The sequence below is a fragment of the Streptomyces sp. RFCAC02 genome, assembly GCF_004193175.1.
Taxonomy (GTDB): domain Bacteria; phylum Actinomycetota; class Actinomycetes; order Streptomycetales; family Streptomycetaceae; genus Streptomyces.
Genome location: NZ_SAUH01000001.1, coordinates 1,241,671 through 1,256,389, shown reverse-complemented (window position 1 = coordinate 1,256,389; position 14,719 = coordinate 1,241,671). Strand labels below are relative to the sequence as shown.

The window sequence follows — 14,719 nt, the reverse complement described above, 5'->3', positions numbered from 1 at the left end:
CCGTCACCATCACGGCGGCCCGCACACCCGCGAGCCCCTCGACGAGCCCCGCCCGCAGAGCCGGCAGGAACCCGGCGGGAAGCAGCCGCTCGGGCACGGCGCCGAACAGCTCGAACCCCCCGGCGGCACCGGGGGGTTCGAAGTCGGCGACGACACGTGCGAACGGCCCGCACGCGCCGACGTTCAGCCGCACACGGACGTGCACACCGGGGACGGCGCTCGGCAGTGCGTCCATGCCGCCAGCCCGAGCGCATCCCCCGGAGGGCGCGGGGGCCGGCGGGTCACCCGCCGAGCATCACGATCGACCCGTCGTCCCCGAGGCGCCCGGAGATGTCCGCCTGCGCGCCCTCCTCGGCCGCCACGACGAGCGTCCGCCCGTCCGCCGCCCCGGTCACGCCGCCCTCGGACCGCACGGACGTCACCTCGTCGCTGCCCGCCGCGACCAGGTACCAGGAGTCGGCGGGCGAGCGCCACAGGACGCCGCTCAGCACCGCGGGCCGCCGCGCGCCGCACGCCGTGTCGTCCTCGGCGGCCGCCGTCAGGGTCCCCGGCTCGCCGGGCTGCCCGGCCGGCGGCAGGAACTCCGTCAGGGACCGCGCCCCGAGGCCGCGCCACGTCTCGGCGCGCACGCACGCCCACCGCGCCTCGCCGCCGCCGTCGGGCAGCGACAGGCCGGCGTAGTCCCACAGGTTCACCGACCGGACGCCCGACCCGCTCACCCGCGGGAGGTGGCACGCCGTACGCGCCCACCGCTCCCGCGCCTCGGCCGACGCGGCGGCCGGCACCGGCGCGTCCGGCGCCCCGTACGTGAGCTGCGCGGGCACCAGTTCGCCCAGGTCGGCCAGCAGGTGCGGGTCCGGTTCGCCCTGGAGCGTGAGCGAGAGCACGGGGAAGCCGGCGCACAGGTCCCCGGTGGTCCGCGTCTCCCCGGTCTCGGCGGCCTGCCCGGCGTACGTCCGTACGGCGCCGGTGAGCCCGCTGTCGGTCACGGACAGCTCCGTGTCGCCCGAGCCGGGGGCCGCGAGGTCCGTGGTCGCCGCGCGGGACACCCAGGGGGCGGTCAGGTAGTGGGTGTTGCCGTCGCCCCGGCTGACCACCAGGGCCGACGCGGCCGCCGCACCGGCACCGTCCACCCGTGCGAAGTCCAGCAGGGCGCCGCCGCTGTCGGCGCCGACCGGCTCCGCGTAGCGCACGATGCGCAGCCCGTCGTACAGCAGGACCACCGACAGGCCGCCGGACTCGCCCGCGTACAGCAGTTGCGCGGGGCCGGGCGGCGGGCCGGTCTGCGTGCCGGGCGTCGCGGTGACGACGACATCGTCGCCCGGCCGTGCCCACACGGCCAGGGCGCGCCGCAGCAGGGCCGTGTCCTCCAGGGCGTCGCCGCGCGTGGGCCACACCGAGAAGTCCGTCCGCGCCGACTGCCGCCACGCCGCGTCCGGGATGCGGCGCAGCGCCCCCGGGTCGAGGGCGGCCTCGGCGTCCTCGTTCTGCGCGTACGGCGGGGCCGCGGCGCCGTCCTCGCCCCAGCCGCCGGGCAGGAACGCGGGGGTCGCCGCGAGGACGGCGAGGACCGCCGCGCCCGCCAGGACGGCGCGCCCGGTGCGGCGGCGGCGCGGCAGGTCGTCGGGGCGTGCCCGCAGCGCGCAGGGGTCGGCCGGCTCCGACGCGGCGACCACCGGGTCGAGCGCGTCGACGGCCGACAGGGCGGCGTCGACGGAGGCGCGGCTGACGCCGGCGGCGTCCAGGAGGCCGCGCACGGCGGGGTCCGGCAGGCCGTCCAGCCGGCGCAGCGCGAACACCGCGCGCGCCGCGGGGCTCAGCGGGGCGAGCGCCCGGTCGACGGCCGCCTCGTCCGCCCCGCCGCCGCCCGTGCCCGGGGTCAGCCGCAGGCCGACGACCTGGGGGAACAACCAGGGGCGCTGGAAGCGCAGTTCGCGCCGGCCGACGCGGAGGGGCCGGCCGGCCGCCAGGGCGGCGCGCAGGACACGCAGCCGCAGGCAGGCGTAGCCCGGGTCCCGGCCGCCGTCCGGCGTGTCGCCGGTCCGCTGCGCGGGGAGGGGCGCCGACTCGGTGGATCTGCCGCGGGGCAGCGCCCGTTGGGCGAGCGCGTGGGCGGCGATGACGCGCCGGTGGCGGGGAGGGAGGGCGGCAGCACCAGGTGGGCGAGCCGCACGAGACGGGGGTAGTGCTCGGCGAACGCGGCCTCGGCCTGCGCCCGGCCCACGGTCTCGGGAGGGGAAACATCGCTGCGGGACACACCCGCAGAACGAGCCGCCCGCCGGGCGGTTACGGCGGGGGAGCCGACGGTTCCGTCAGGGGCGTTGTCAGTGGGGGCGGTTACGGTGCGTACATGATGTCACGACAGATCCGTACCGCCGTCCGTCCGCCGTTCGACCGCCCGGCCCGTCAGCGGCCCTCCAGGTACGCGAGGACGGCGAGGACGCGCCGGTTGTCGTCGTCCGACGGCGGCAGGTCGAGCTTGGCGAAGATGTTGGACGTGTGCTTGGCGACGGCCCGTTCGGTCACGACGAGGCGCTCGGCGATCGCCGCGTTGGACCGGCCCTGCGCCATCAGCTCCATGACCTCCAGCTCGCGCGGGGTCAGGCGCTTCACGGGCGAGTCGGCGGTGCGCTGGGCCAGGAGCTGCTGGATCACCTGGGGGTCCATCGCGGTGCCGCCGGCCGCCACCCGCCGCACCGCGTCCACGAACTGGTCGGCGTCGAACACGCGGTCCTTCAGCAGGTATCCGACACCGCCACGGCCGTCGGCCAGCAGCTCCCGGGCGTACAGCTGCTCGACGTGCTGCGACAGCACGAGGACGGGCAGACCGGGCTGCTCCCGCCTGGCCTGCAGCGCGCACTGCAGCCCCTCGTCGGTGAACGAGGGCGGCAGCCGGACGTCGACGACGGCGACGTCCGGCTTCAGCTCGGCGAAGGCCCGGGTCAGCTCCGGGCCGTTGTCGACGGCCGCGGCGATCTCGAAGTCATGGGCCTCCAGCAGCCGGACGAGCCCGTCCCGCAGCAGGAACAGGTCTTCGGCCAGGAGGACTCGCATGTCCGTCAGCTTAGCGGCTGTCCCGGCGCCGTCAGCCGTTCGGGAGGACGGTGGCGAGGACGCCGGGCAGGGAGTGCCAGTCGGAGCTGGTCACGGTCGCGCCCTCGGCGGCCAGCAGCGCCAGCCGGTCCAGGGCCTCCGTCTCGGTCGGCGTGGTCGCGGAGATCGCCGGTTCGACGGCGTGCGCGTCCGTCATGACCAGCAGGTAGTTGCGGTCGTTGTACCAGGAGGTGTCGATGTCGCCGGCCACGTAGGCCGAGGCGTCGCCGTCGAAGACGACGAACCACGGCCGCAGCGTCTCGTCCGCGTACCGGCCGACGCGCGGGTCGCCGGCCTCCGCGCCGTGCACGGCGGGGAAGGCGGTCGTCGTGCCGAGGGTCCCGGCCGCGGCGGCGTCCCGCAGGTGCCCGGCGTACTCGACGTCCGTCCACAGCGAGTCGAACGGGTTGCCCTCCTCCACGGTCCCCGGGATCAGGTGCACGATGAACCGGCCGGCCAGCGCGTCGCGGGACGGCCAGCCGTCCTCCGTGACCGCCTCGTCGAGCGTGGCGTGGTCGCCGATCAGGTCGCCGGGGCCGAAGAGGGCGTCGCCCAGCGTCTCGTTCAGCAGCGCGTCGAAGTCGTCGGGGCCCCGGCCCAGGTTGTCGGCGAAGCCGTCCTTCAGCTCGATCTTGAGCTGGATCGGCCGGTGCCCGGGGTTGGCGTCGTGCCAGGCGCGGATGTCGGCGAGGCAGCCGGCCAGGCCCTGGTCGCGGGTGCCGGTGCGCAGCTCGGCCGCGGAGTCCGCGCCGACGCAGTTGCTGTCGTTCCAGAACGGGTTGCTGTGCGCGACGCGCCAGCCGCTGCCGAACGCGTTGGTCCACACGTCCAGTTCGAGCATGCCGGCGCCGGAGTCGAGCGCGTCGGCGAAGTAGGGGAAGGTGTCCTGGAGATAGGCGTTGTGCACGCCGACGGACGTGGTCGCCGCGTAGCCGAGCCCGTCGGTGTCGGCCGCCTGGGCGGGGAGGGAGAGGACCGCCGTCATGGCCGTCGCCGCCGTCACGGCCGCCGAACCGGTGATCAGCCGTATCGCACGCACGCGCATGTACCGCCGCCTTTGCTCGTATCGGAAGGTGAACGCGGCGACAGCGTACGGGAGTTCGAGTGCGGTGCGGTATACGGCCCGGTGCGGTCGGGGCGAACGGCGGGCCAACACCCCCCGTCCGCCCCGACCGTGGGCCGCCGGCCGCGGTCAGCGGCTCCGGCCGCCCGGGCCGGCCGGGGCCGCGGGGATCTCGATGGTGACCATCGTCGGCCCGCCCTCCGGGCTGCTCAGCGCCAGCAGGCCGTCGAAGGCGCCGAGCCGCCGCTCCAGGCCCCGCAGGCCCGAGCCGGCCATCAGGTCGGCGCCGCCGCGCCCGTTGTCGGTGATCGCGACCCGCAGGGCGCCCACCGACCGGTCGTAGACGATGTCCAGCCACACCTGGTCCGCGCCGGAGTGCTTCGCCGCGTTCGTCAGCACCTCGCTGATCGCGAAGTACGCGGCCGACTCGACGGCCTCCTCAAGACGCACGTCGAGGTCCACGTCCACCTCGACGGGGAGTTGCATCCGCAGGGCCAGCGCGCGGGCCGCGTCGCCGAGGCCGCGCTCCGCGAGCACCGGCGGGTGGATGCCCCGCACGAGGTCCCGCAGCTCGGTGAGGGCCTCGGCCGAGTTCGCCCTCGCCTGGGCCAGCAGGGTCCTGGCCTGCGCCGGGTCCTTCTCGATCAGCGCCTCCACGGCGCCGAGGCTCATGCCCATGGCGACCAGCCGGGCCTGCGCCCCGTCGTGCAGGTCGCGCTCGATGCGCCGCAGTTCGGCCGCCGAGTTGTCCAGGGCGTCGTGCCGTGTCTCCTGGAGGCGCGCCACACGCCGCGCGAGCTGCTGCTTCTCGGAGGCACCGTTCAGGGCGCCCGTCATCAGGAAGTGCCCCCGGATCAGCTGCGGGTTGAACCGCAGGGCGAGCAGCAGGAACCCCACGCCGACCACAGCGGCCAGGACCGCCGTGAACCACGAGTCGATCGGCACGAAGGTGTACCAGAACGTGCCGCCGGCGCTGTGGATCGGCACCCACACACCGCACAGCAGCACGATGCCGAACAGGAAGTAGCCGATCAGGCCGAGCGGCAGGACCGCGATGGTGAAGCCGGCGACCGCGTCGCACAGCAGCCAGCCCGCGTCCCGCCAGGTCGCCTCGTCCTTCAGCAGCGCCATCGTCCGGTCGACCTGCCGGGCCGGGCCGCTGTGCGTGCCCGCCGGCTCCGGCCGGTACGCCGCCGGGATGGTCACCCCGGACCAGCGCCGCGCCAGGTCGCGCCGCAGATCGGCGTGCGCCCGCATCGCGTCCACGACCAGGGGGGTCGTGAAAAGCCCGATGCCCACCGCGATCAGGCTCAGCGAGGTGATGAAGAAGACCAGCAGCACCACCGACAGGGGGATCGCGAGCACCATGAGGAGTGCTCCCTGTGCCGTCGCCCTGAGAGCATCCCGGACCCGTTGCCCGTTCATCCGCTTCGCACCGCCGTTCTTCCGTCTCCCGACACTGACGCCAGTCTGTCCGGCGGCGATCCCACGCGTCACGGGGGGAGGGAGGTCAGGGCGTGGTGTACCCAGATACACCACAGGCGCCCGCGGGACGGCGGGCGCCTGTGGTGTCCTCCCGGTACCGCTCCCGAGCTGCCGGCCGCGGACCGGGAGGACGTGTCGGGCGGCGCGGTGCCCCGCGCCGCGGTGGCCGCCTCAGACGAGGCCGGCGCTCTCCAGGTCGGTGCAGATGGTGTCCACCAGGAGACGGGTCACGACGTAGGGGTCGCAGTTGGCGTTGGGCCGGCGGTCCTCGATGTAGCCCTTCTTGTCCCGCTCGACCTGCCACGGGATCCGGACGGACGCGCCGCGGTTCGACACGCCGTAGCTGTACAGGTCCCACGGTGCGGTCTCGTGCGCGCCGGTGAGGCGGTCCTCGATGGCCGCGCCGTAGTTCTTCACGTGCTCCAGCGGCTTGCCGTCCTTGCCGAGGGCCTCGCACGCCGCGACGATCGCGTCGTAGCCCTCGCGCATGGCCTTCGTGGAGAAGTTGGTGTGGGCGCCGGCGCCGTTCCAGTCGCCCTTGACCGGCTTCGGGTCGAGCGTCGCGGAGACGCCGAAGTCCTCGGCCGTGCGGTACAGCAGCCAGCGCGCGATCCACAGCTGGTCGGAGACCTCCAGCGGCGCCAGCGGGCCGACCTGGAACTCCCACTGGCCCGGCATCACCTCGGCGTTGATGCCCGAGATGCCGAGACCGGCCTTCAGGCAGTTGTCCAGGTGCGCCTCGACGACGTCGCGGCCGTAGATCTCGTCCGCGCCGACGCCGCAGTAGTAGCCGCCCTGCGGGGCGGGGAAGCCGCCGCTCTCCGGGAAGCCGAGGGGGCGCGCGCCCTTGAAGAAGGTGTACTCCTGCTCGATGCCGAAGATCGGCTCCTGCCCGGCGAACCGCTCCGCGAGCGGGCGCAGCAGCGCCCGGGTGTTCGAGGCGTGGGGCACGTCGTCGACCGTCCAGACCTCGCACAGCACGAGGATGTCGTCGCCGCCGCGGATCGGGTCCGGGTAGGAGGCGACGGGCTTCAGCACGCAGTCCGACGCGTGGCCCTCGGCCTGGTTGGTGCTCGACCCGTCGAAGCCCCAGGTCGGGGGCTCGGTGCCGTCGGCGAGGATCTTCGTCTTCGACCGCAGCTTCGCGGTGGGCGACGTGCCGTCGATCCAGATGTACTCGGCCTTGTAGCTCACGGTCCGTGCCCCTCCATGAGGTCTTCGCGGGTGCGTCACAGTGTTGCGCCCACCCTCGCGACCTGCGGTTTCCCGCCAGTTGCCCGGTTGTTAAGGCGGTGTGAACCATCGCTCCCCCCGGTACGGGGCGCGGAGGCCGCGGGCCTTAGGGTGTGGGCGGACGTTCCGGCTGACCGTCGCGGCCGGTGGGAGAGGAGTACGCCGCATGAGGATCGGCCTGCTCGGCACGGGCCCCTGGGCGCACAGGACCCATGGCCCCGGCCTCGTGGAGCACCCGGAGGTGGAGCTCGCGGGCGTGTGGGGCCGCGACCCCGGCCGCGCCGCGGAGCTGGCGCAGGAGCTGGGCGCCCGCCCCTACGGGGACGTGGACGCGCTCCTCGCCGACTGCGACGCGGTGGCGTTCGCCGTGCCGCCGGACGTGCAGGCCCCGCTCGCCGTCCGCGCGGCCCGCGCGGGCCGCCACCTGCTGCTGGACAAGCCGGTCGCGACGGCGCCGGCCGCGGCCCGCGAGGTGGCGGAGGCGGCGGCCGCCGCGGGGGTGGCGTCGGTGGTGTTCTTCACGCTCCGGTTCGCGCCCGAGACCGCCGCGTGGGTCGCGGCGCAGAGCGCCACCGAGGGCTGGCTCACGGGCCGGGCCGACTGGTTCTCGCCGGTCTTCGGCGGCGGGGACTCGCCGTACACCGCGTCGCCCTGGCGCAGGGAGCGCGGCGCGCTGTGGGACGTCGGCCCGCACGCGCTGTCGGTGCTGCTGCCGCCGCTCGGCGACATCACGGGCACGGACGACGGCGTCGTCGCGGCCCGCGGCCCTGGGGACACGGTGCACATCGCTCTGCGGCACCGGACGGGCGCGTCGAGTTCCCTGTCGCTGTCGCACTCCGTTCCGCCGCAGGCCGCCGGTGTCAGTGCCGAGCTGCGCGGGGCCGCCGGGGTCTCCCGTCTCCCGGAGCGTGCGCCGGGCGGCGCGGTGCGCTCCTACCTGCGTGCTGTCGACGCCCTCCTGGAGTCGGTCCGCACGGGCGAGCCGCACGCCTGCGACGTGCGGTTCGGCGTGCGGGTCACGGAGATCCTGGCGGCGGCGGAGGCCGCTCTCCCGCCCGCGGAGGCGCCGGGCGCCTGACGGCCGGGCGCGGGAGGCTCCCCGTCCGGCGGTCGTATACGTTCCGCCGAACAGGTGCCGTGCGCCCGCGCGGCGGCCCCGGTGCGCGCCCGCGTGCGTCGCCCGTGGGAACAGTGGCGCATGCGGTTCGCCCGGTCCTCGCCCTCCCCGCAGCCCCCGCCCGACGCACCCGCCGTGCCCGGCGGGGCGGGCAGGCCCCCGGGGCGCCGCCTGGCCGCCGGACTGCTCGCGGGGGCGGGTCTCGTCGTCCTGAACCGCCATCTCGTCGGCTCGGCCGATCCGCCCGCCGACGCCCGCGCGGGCGACCCGGCCGGCCCCGTCCGCGAGACCCTCACCGGGACCGCCGGGCGCCGCCTCGCCCTCACCTTCGACGACGGACCGCACCCCGCCCACACGCCCGCCGTCCTCGACACGCTCCGCGCGCACGGGGTCCGCGCGACGTTCTTCGTCACCGGCGAGAACGCCGAGTGGCAGCCTGATCTCCTGCGGGCCGTCGCCGGCGACGGCCACCTCGTCGGCAACCACACCTGGAGCCACGCCCGCCTCGGTGACCTGTCGCGCGGGCGCGCACGCGACGAACTGGCCCGCACCGGCGACCTGATCGAACACGCTGTGGGCACGGCGCCCCGCCTGGCCCGTGCCCCGTACGGCGCGTGGACCGCCACCGCCGTCCGCGACTGCCGCGCCCTCGGCATGGAGCCCCTCGGCTGGTCCCTCGACACCGGTGACTGGACCCGTCCCGGCACCACTCGCATCGTGCGGGCACTGCTCGACGGCGTACGCCCCGGCGCGATCGTCCTCGCGCACGACGGGGGCGGCGACCGTACCCAGACGGTCGCCGCCCTCGCGTACTGCCTGCCCCGGCTGCTCGACCGGGGCTGGGACATCGTCCTGCCCGCCTGACACCGTCCCTCGGCCGGAACCACCCACGCCCCCGGACGGCACGGGCACGCCGCGCCCCCGCGGGCTCAGGCGCGCGGCTTGCGGCCCAGCGCCGCCGTGACCTCCTGCACATTGGCGAACCGGCGGTCGTCGTCCGGCAGTTGCCGGACGCTGTCGATCAACTGGTCCGGCGCGTGCGTCTCGGTGAGCGTGGCGAGCAGCGTCCCGCGTTCCGCCGGGAAGTCGGTGCGCCGCAGATGGCGGGCGAGGTCCGAGCGGAACGCCTCGTCCCTGGCCTCGTCGGCGTCGGCCGAACCGGGCGGCGGCACCGGGCCGTTCGCGAGCGCCGGATCGTCGTCCGCGGTCGGCTCCGGGTCGCGCCACTCCTCGGCGCGGGTGGCGTGATCGCCGCGCAGCATGCCCTGGAGTTCGTGCTTCATCTCGTCGTCGCGGTGCACGCTGAGACGGTTGTTGCCCCGTTGCTGCATGGCTTCCCTCCTCGCATCGGGTGCGGCATCCGGTCCCGTGGTCCGGGATCCCCTGTTCCGGGAAGGGGCGGGTACCCAGCGGTGTGCCCGTCCAACACGCGCGCCGCCGGCGGGCCGCCGGCCGGTTTGGGCGCGGCGGCGCGGGGCAGTCGTAGGTCCCGGCCGGATGAGCGGCCGGCCGGGGACGTACGGCCCCGGGTGCGGGCCCGCCGCGGACGGCAGGGAGGCGGCCCCGCGCCCGGGGCGGAGGCGGATCAGCTCTGGGCCAGCGAGCGCATGACGGAGTCGAGGTACTCCCGCTCGTCGCCGCCCCACCGCAGGACGTCCGGCACGGCGTGCCGGAGCTGCACGAGCCCGAGGAGCCCGCAGTACGCCTGGAGCGCTCGGCGCCGCGCCTCGGTCGCCGTGAGGCCGAGTTCCCCGAACACGTCGGTGAGACAGTCGAGTCGCCGCTCCGTGACGCGGCGGAGGGCGGGGCCGACGAGGGGGTGGCCGCCGTGCGCGAGGAGCGCCAGTTCGGTGCAGTCCTCGTGGCCGGTGACACGGGAGAACAACTCCCGCACCCGCTCGGCGGCGGGCGCGCCGGCCTTCGCCGTCTCGCTGATCTCGGCGAGGCGTTGCTCCTCCCAGCGGCGCAGCGCGGCCTCGATGAGCGCGTCGCGGTTGGCGAAGTGCCAGTAGAAGCTGCCCTTGGTGGCGCCGAGTCGCGTGGCGAGGGGCTCGATGGCGATCGACGCCAGTCCGCCTCCCTCGCGCATGGCGGCGAGCGCCGCGTCGGCCCAGTCCGCGGCGGTGAGGCGGCTGCGCGGGCCCCGCTGTTGTGGCATGCGGTTACCGTAACGTACCGTTAAACCGTACGGTAGCGTATGTCGGCTTCCGCCCCTCTCGTCGCCCTCCCGTGCCGGGCGAACCCCCCGCCGGGACCTGCCCCGTTACGGCGATGTGCGTAGCGTCCCTCCCCTCGGCGTCCGCTCAGTGGGCCTCGGGCTCCGCCGCGTCCTGCGGCCTGGCGGTGAGCGTCACGGTGTCACGGTCGGGGTCGGGACCCTGTTCGCGCACCTTCTCCACGGCTGCGAGGGAACCGCGCAGATCGCCGAGCCAGCCGTCCACATTCTGTTCGACCAGGCGGACGCACCACGACAGCGCCTCGCTGCGGCTGCGGGCCACGCCCGCCGCGATCAGCGTGTCGAGGACCATCCGCTCCGGCTGCCGCAGCCGCGTCATCACCGGCGCCGACACATGGGTGAACAACGACTTCTCGGTCCCGCAGACCGCCCCCCACGACACCTGCCGGCCGAAGCGGAGGTTGGCCTCCCGCGCCACCTCGACCCGCGCCCCCCGGGTGCGCTCGCGGAACTCCGTGATCCGCCCCTCGCACGCCGCCTGACGCTCCACCGCGCCCGGCTCGGGCCCGAGGTCCGGCTCGGGGAGCCGCCCGATGACCGTGATCTCCTCGCGGTCCGTGCTCACCTCGACCAGCTCGGTGAACCACGTCTGCGGCAGGCGCCCGATGATCCAGCCGCGCACTTCCTGCCGCGCTCTATCCGTAATCATGTAATCAACATTACAGCGCTCTGACCAGGCGCGGTGTCATCTTTTGCCTTCCCTTGACGTCCTGGACGGCCCTCGAATTACCCAAATGGGGCATTCGTCGCATACTGGAAGAGTCCATTGGCAGATCGAAGGAGGCTCAGCCGTATGACCGACGTCTCACACCGCCACAGGGGCGACCTGGCAGGACACCCCGACGAGATGGAGATGCGCGAGCGCTACTCCCGTGTGATGGGCGGCCGCGATGTCGTGCTCGTCGACGGTCCGGTGTTCCTGGCCGGTCTGTACGCCGCGATCTCGCCCCTGGTGCTGCACTTCAGCGGCCCTGGCGACCACCCGGACCTGGCAAACAACAACCTGATAGTGGGTCTGGCCGTCGCCGTCCTGGCCCTGGGCCTGAGCCGCGCGCCGGAGCGCATGTACGGCCTGAGCCACGCGATCATCATCATGGGCCTCTGGCTGATCGTCGCACCGTGGATCGTGGGTGCCGACCCGGATGCCGGGATCATCATCAACAACGCCATCGTCGGAGGACTGATCGCCCTCCTCGGCCTGGTGAGCGCGGCGGCGGCCCTGAAGGCGCGCCGCAACGCCCACAAGAGGGCCGAAGCCGGGACGCACACGCACACGCATCACGGCACCTCGGCGTCACACCGGTGAGCGCCCGACTCACCCCCACGATGCGGGACCGCACCCCGGCCTTCCGGCCGGAACGCGGTCCCGCACCTTTTTCACGCGCGGCCCTCACGCCCCGGCGCTGAGGGAGATCCAGTTGTCGGGCGGCAGTCCGGGGCGCCCGGGCACCGGGCGCCGCTCCTCCCGCCACCCGCCACCACCGCAGATGTCCGCCGCCACGCGACGCCAGAACGCGGCGGCCCCCGCGTTCTCCTTCTGGAACGCCACCTCCCAGGCCCCGGGAAAGCGGCCGACGACCTCCCGGACGGCCCGCAGCCCGACCCCGTCCCGCCGTGCGCCGCGCACGACGAAGAAACTGTTCATCACGCGCACCGGCCCATCGGCCCCCCGTACGAAGGCGAACCCGACGGGCAGCCCGCCGCTCAGCACGAGGAACGCGACCCACCCCGGCTCCCCACGGAGCACGGCATCGAGCCGCTCCCGCCGGAACTCACCACCGACCCCGGGCAGTTCTCCGGTGAACTCCGACATGTCATGCCGGAACAGGAGCCACAACCGCTCCACCACCGGACGATCCGTACTCCCGGCCACCCGAACCTCGATCCGCCGCATGCCCCGACCTTCGCTCCGACGAAGAGAAACTCCTGACACACGAAAGCCTCCCGGCACCCAACAGGACGCACGGGAGGCTCACTTGATCAACTCCGACACTCTACCCCCCACCCACCGACAAGGGCCGCCCCCATCGCGCACTACCAGAGCGCGTCCTCCGCCACCGGTCGGTCGTTGCATGTCTATGGAGGCCGGCTCCTCCACTGATCCGATCCCTCACCACCGAACGGGAAGCAGAACACCATGCAGCACCGTGTCCGAGCCGTCCTCCTCACCCCGAACGACACCATGCTGGTGATGCGGCGCATTCGCCCGGGAGTCGCCCCGTACTCGGTGATCGTCGGCGGCAAGGTCGAGCCGGCCGACGCCGGTCCCGAGGATGCCCTGCTCCGCGAGGTCCGTGAGGAGATCGCCGGCGAGCCCCGGATCGTGAGTCTCCTCCACACTCTCGTCACCGGTGACGAGCGGCAGGACTTCTACCTGGCCACCATCGAACGGTGGAGCTTCGAGGACCGCTGTGGCCCGGAGTTCAGCCAGGAGGGCCGGGGCGAGTACATCCTCCAGGAGATCCCTCTCACCACGGAGGCGATCGACGCCGCCAACCTCCTGCCCCCGGAGATCGCGGCTGTCCTGCGCGACGCCGTCGAGCAGGACGAACCCTTCTCCGCGGCCTTCGCGTAGCGAACTGTCCCGGGGGAGAAGGACGAGACACCGCTGCCCCGCCCGACCAGCGCGAGGTCGGCGGGCCGCAGGCGGGGGTCAGTCGGTGCTCGTCCTGATCAGCGCTCCGTGTTCGTTCCGCTCGTACGTGCGTCGTGTGTTCTTCTCGATCTTCCGGGTGACTTCTGAGTCGAGGTCCAGTCCGTTCATCTCCGCCAGGGCGGTCAGGTAGAGGAAGATGTCGGCCAGTTCTTCGCCCAGGTCGGGAAGCCCTTTGCGCCAGGCGGTGAAGGCTTCGCCGACCTCGGCTGTGAGGAGTCCGAACTCCAGCGGGGTGTCGGTGGTGTTGAAACCCTTGGAGAGTTTGTTCTCCCAGGCGAGCTTCTGGGCGGATGAGATGTCCACGACTTCTCCGAAGCGATACAGCGGGGGACGCCGCAGCCTAGCGTTAGCTGCGGGTCCGGCGTGCCGCTCCCCGCCGTGTCTACCCGGCAGGCGGGAGTTCGAGAGTCGTTGTGCCGAAGGTGAGCACCTTGGTGTAGTCCGCGAGAGTGGTGAAGACTCGCTGATAGCCGGTGACAAGCGCGGCGACTTCCCCAAGGCCGACGGACTCCCCATCGCGGTCGAGGAGCCGCTGATGAATAACGGGCGGGGGCGCGGTCAGATGGACGAACAGACCCTTGCGATTGATCACACTCTCCGCCAGGTCGAGCGCCTCGCTCCAGGTGATGCGTGACCTGCCGCGGTGCAGGGGGCCGTAGACCAGCTCACTGATGAAGCAGCGATCGAAGAGGATGCGGCCGGCACCGCTGAGGATCTCGCGGTACCGGGTGGCCAGGTCGAGATGGTCCGGCGTCCTGGGAGAGTGGATCACCCGGAAGCCGTGCTGCACTGCGAACCGCTCCGCGAGTGTGCTCTTCCCTACCCCGTCGGGACCTTCGAGGACGAGTGTGTCGTGGGTGGTGGCCATCTCTTCGAGGTTCACAGCGTCAGCCATGCCCGTACCGCTTCCAAGTCGGCGAGGTAAGCGTGGACGGCGTACTGGATCATGAGATTGCGCTGGTTCGGTTCGCGGCCGGAAGCGTGGGTGTATGTCGGGCGCGGATGGAACGCGGCGATCCGCACGCCGGAGGCGAGAGCGGCACCGATCAGAAGAGCGGTACCCGGCGGGGTCTCAGGTCCGGAGACGTCCGCCAGGAAGCGCGGCGCATCGCACGCTGTGGTGAAGTCACCGATGGCTTCAGCGATCGGGTCGGCGACAGCGAATCGGCGGGGCAGCGCGAGGCGATGCCCCGCCCCCAGACACAGGCGGGCGAGGCGATCGTGGCCCCACGCCGCGTAGGGGGACCCCTCGACGTAGACGAGTCCGTCCCTGCGGCGGGGCGTCGGCTGGGGGCAAGGAGACGGCAGCTCCAGTACGGCGTCGACCGCCGTGTCGAGCGCGGTGTCGATCTGAGACAGGTTCCGGGCACCGAAGGCGGCGTAGTGGGTCGCACCTTTCTGAGGCGAGGAGGACGGCGGTCCGAGGTGAGGTATCCGGATGGTATGCCTGGCTACGGCCTGGATGAGCGGGTCCGGGAAGTCGAGGGGAGCGCCGTTCTTGGTGAGGGAGTAGGTCTGGAAGTCGGTTGTGAACAGGAGCACAGGGACGCCGATAGCGGCGGCGTAGCCGATTTCCATGCAGACTCCGTCGTCGAGGCTCGGTCCGTGGAGGATCGCGATCATCGCGTCGAGGCGGCCGAGGCGTTCCCGGTCCAGCTCGAACAGGCGACGGCCCTTGACCTCGGCGACCAGCTCCTCCTCGTCGGTGTCGCAGAAGGGCAGGAAGACCCGCTCGGAGCCGACCTTTTTGGCAAGCCGCTCGGCGAGCGCGGCAGCGAGGGCGCGGTCGTGAGCGGCGAAGAGCCGATGGGCTACGTAGATGGACACCGGAAGGAG

At 73.4% G+C, this 14,719-nt stretch carries 16 protein-coding genes; 4 read left to right on the top strand and 12 right to left on the bottom strand.

Annotated features, from left to right (window positions below; genetic code table 11):
* Positions 1-281 precede the first annotated feature (281 nt).
* The 5 genes from EMA09_RS05680 to glnII all read right to left on the bottom strand — a co-directional run bounded on the left by EMA09_RS05680 (position 282) and on the right by glnII (position 6,835).
* The gene (locus EMA09_RS05680) at positions 282-1,910 is read right to left on the bottom strand and encodes a hypothetical protein (RefSeq protein WP_240796243.1); all 1,629 of its coding nucleotides are present in this window, start codon (positions 1,908-1,910) and stop codon (positions 282-284) included.
* A 496-nt stretch (positions 1,911-2,406) separates the two neighbouring features.
* Entirely contained in the window at positions 2,407-3,054 is a 648-nt protein-coding gene (locus EMA09_RS05675; protein WP_129839503.1) for a response regulator transcription factor, read from the bottom strand.
* Between the two features lie 31 nt (positions 3,055-3,085).
* Positions 3,086-4,078, bottom strand: coding sequence for a phosphatidylinositol-specific phospholipase C domain-containing protein (locus EMA09_RS05670; RefSeq protein ID WP_129843844.1), 993 nt, complete (start codon positions 4,076-4,078; stop codon positions 3,086-3,088).
* Positions 4,079-4,285: 207 nt separating this feature from the next.
* Entirely contained in the window at positions 4,286-5,524 is a 1,239-nt protein-coding gene (locus tag EMA09_RS05665) for a sensor domain-containing protein (RefSeq protein ID WP_240796242.1), read from the bottom strand.
* A 288-nt stretch (positions 5,525-5,812) separates the two neighbouring features.
* Positions 5,813-6,835 (bottom strand): glutamine synthetase, encoded by a 1,023-nt coding sequence (gene glnII / locus EMA09_RS05660; RefSeq protein WP_129839499.1) that lies wholly within the window; start codon positions 6,833-6,835, stop codon positions 5,813-5,815.
* Positions 6,836-7,040: 205 nt separating this feature from the next.
* On the opposite strand from glnII, the gene EMA09_RS05655 reads away from it, so the two are divergent.
* Entirely contained in the window at positions 7,041-7,952 is a 912-nt protein-coding gene (locus EMA09_RS05655; RefSeq protein WP_129839497.1) for a Gfo/Idh/MocA family oxidoreductase, read from the top strand.
* 120 nt (positions 7,953-8,072) lie between these two features.
* Positions 8,073-8,855: a polysaccharide deacetylase family protein gene (locus EMA09_RS05650; protein WP_206305907.1), complete on the top strand. Its 783-nt coding sequence runs from the start codon at positions 8,073-8,075 to the stop codon at positions 8,853-8,855.
* Between the two features lie 65 nt (positions 8,856-8,920).
* Here the strand turns inward: EMA09_RS05650 and EMA09_RS05645 are convergent, their stop codons facing one another.
* The 3 genes from EMA09_RS05645 to EMA09_RS05635 form a co-directional block, all read right to left on the bottom strand.
* The gene (locus tag EMA09_RS05645; RefSeq protein ID WP_129839495.1) at positions 8,921-9,322 is read right to left on the bottom strand and encodes a DUF2795 domain-containing protein; all 402 of its coding nucleotides are present in this window, start codon (positions 9,320-9,322) and stop codon (positions 8,921-8,923) included.
* Between the two features lie 254 nt (positions 9,323-9,576).
* On the bottom strand, positions 9,577-10,149 hold the full coding sequence (locus EMA09_RS05640; RefSeq protein WP_129839493.1) for a TetR/AcrR family transcriptional regulator: 573 nt from the start codon (positions 10,147-10,149) through the stop codon (positions 9,577-9,579).
* Between the two features lie 145 nt (positions 10,150-10,294).
* Positions 10,295-10,876, bottom strand: coding sequence for a hypothetical protein (locus EMA09_RS05635; protein ID WP_129839492.1), 582 nt, complete (start codon positions 10,874-10,876; stop codon positions 10,295-10,297).
* Positions 10,877-11,020: 144 nt separating this feature from the next.
* Here EMA09_RS05635 and EMA09_RS05630 point away from each other — a divergent pair, with 144 nt between their 5' ends.
* Positions 11,021-11,533: an SPW repeat protein gene (locus EMA09_RS05630; protein ID WP_129839490.1), complete on the top strand. Its 513-nt coding sequence runs from the start codon at positions 11,021-11,023 to the stop codon at positions 11,531-11,533.
* A gap of 84 nt (positions 11,534-11,617) precedes the next feature.
* Here the strand turns inward: EMA09_RS05630 and EMA09_RS05625 are convergent, their stop codons facing one another.
* The gene (locus EMA09_RS05625; RefSeq protein WP_129839488.1) at positions 11,618-12,121 is read right to left on the bottom strand and encodes a GNAT family N-acetyltransferase; all 504 of its coding nucleotides are present in this window, start codon (positions 12,119-12,121) and stop codon (positions 11,618-11,620) included.
* A 243-nt stretch (positions 12,122-12,364) separates the two neighbouring features.
* Between EMA09_RS05625 and EMA09_RS05620 the strand changes: the two genes are divergently transcribed.
* Entirely contained in the window at positions 12,365-12,802 is a 438-nt protein-coding gene (locus EMA09_RS05620) for an NUDIX domain-containing protein (protein ID WP_129839486.1), read from the top strand.
* A 78-nt stretch (positions 12,803-12,880) separates the two neighbouring features.
* On the opposite strand, the gene EMA09_RS05615 is transcribed toward EMA09_RS05620, so the two are convergent.
* The 3 genes from EMA09_RS05615 to EMA09_RS05605 form a co-directional block, all read right to left on the bottom strand.
* A complete protein-coding gene (locus EMA09_RS05615) occupies positions 12,881-13,186 on the bottom strand; it encodes a MazG-like family protein (protein ID WP_129839484.1) in 306 nt (101 codons plus the stop codon).
* A gap of 79 nt (positions 13,187-13,265) precedes the next feature.
* Positions 13,266-13,778 (bottom strand): hypothetical protein, encoded by a 513-nt coding sequence (locus tag EMA09_RS05610; protein WP_129839482.1) that lies wholly within the window; start codon positions 13,776-13,778, stop codon positions 13,266-13,268.
* Positions 13,763-14,710 carry a nucleoside 2-deoxyribosyltransferase gene (locus tag EMA09_RS05605; RefSeq protein WP_129839480.1) on the bottom strand — a complete coding sequence of 316 codons (948 nt, stop codon included), beginning with the start codon at positions 14,708-14,710 and terminating at the stop codon, positions 13,763-13,765. The genes EMA09_RS05610 and EMA09_RS05605 overlap by 16 nt, the downstream gene beginning before the upstream one ends.
* Positions 14,711-14,719 lie beyond the last annotated feature (9 nt).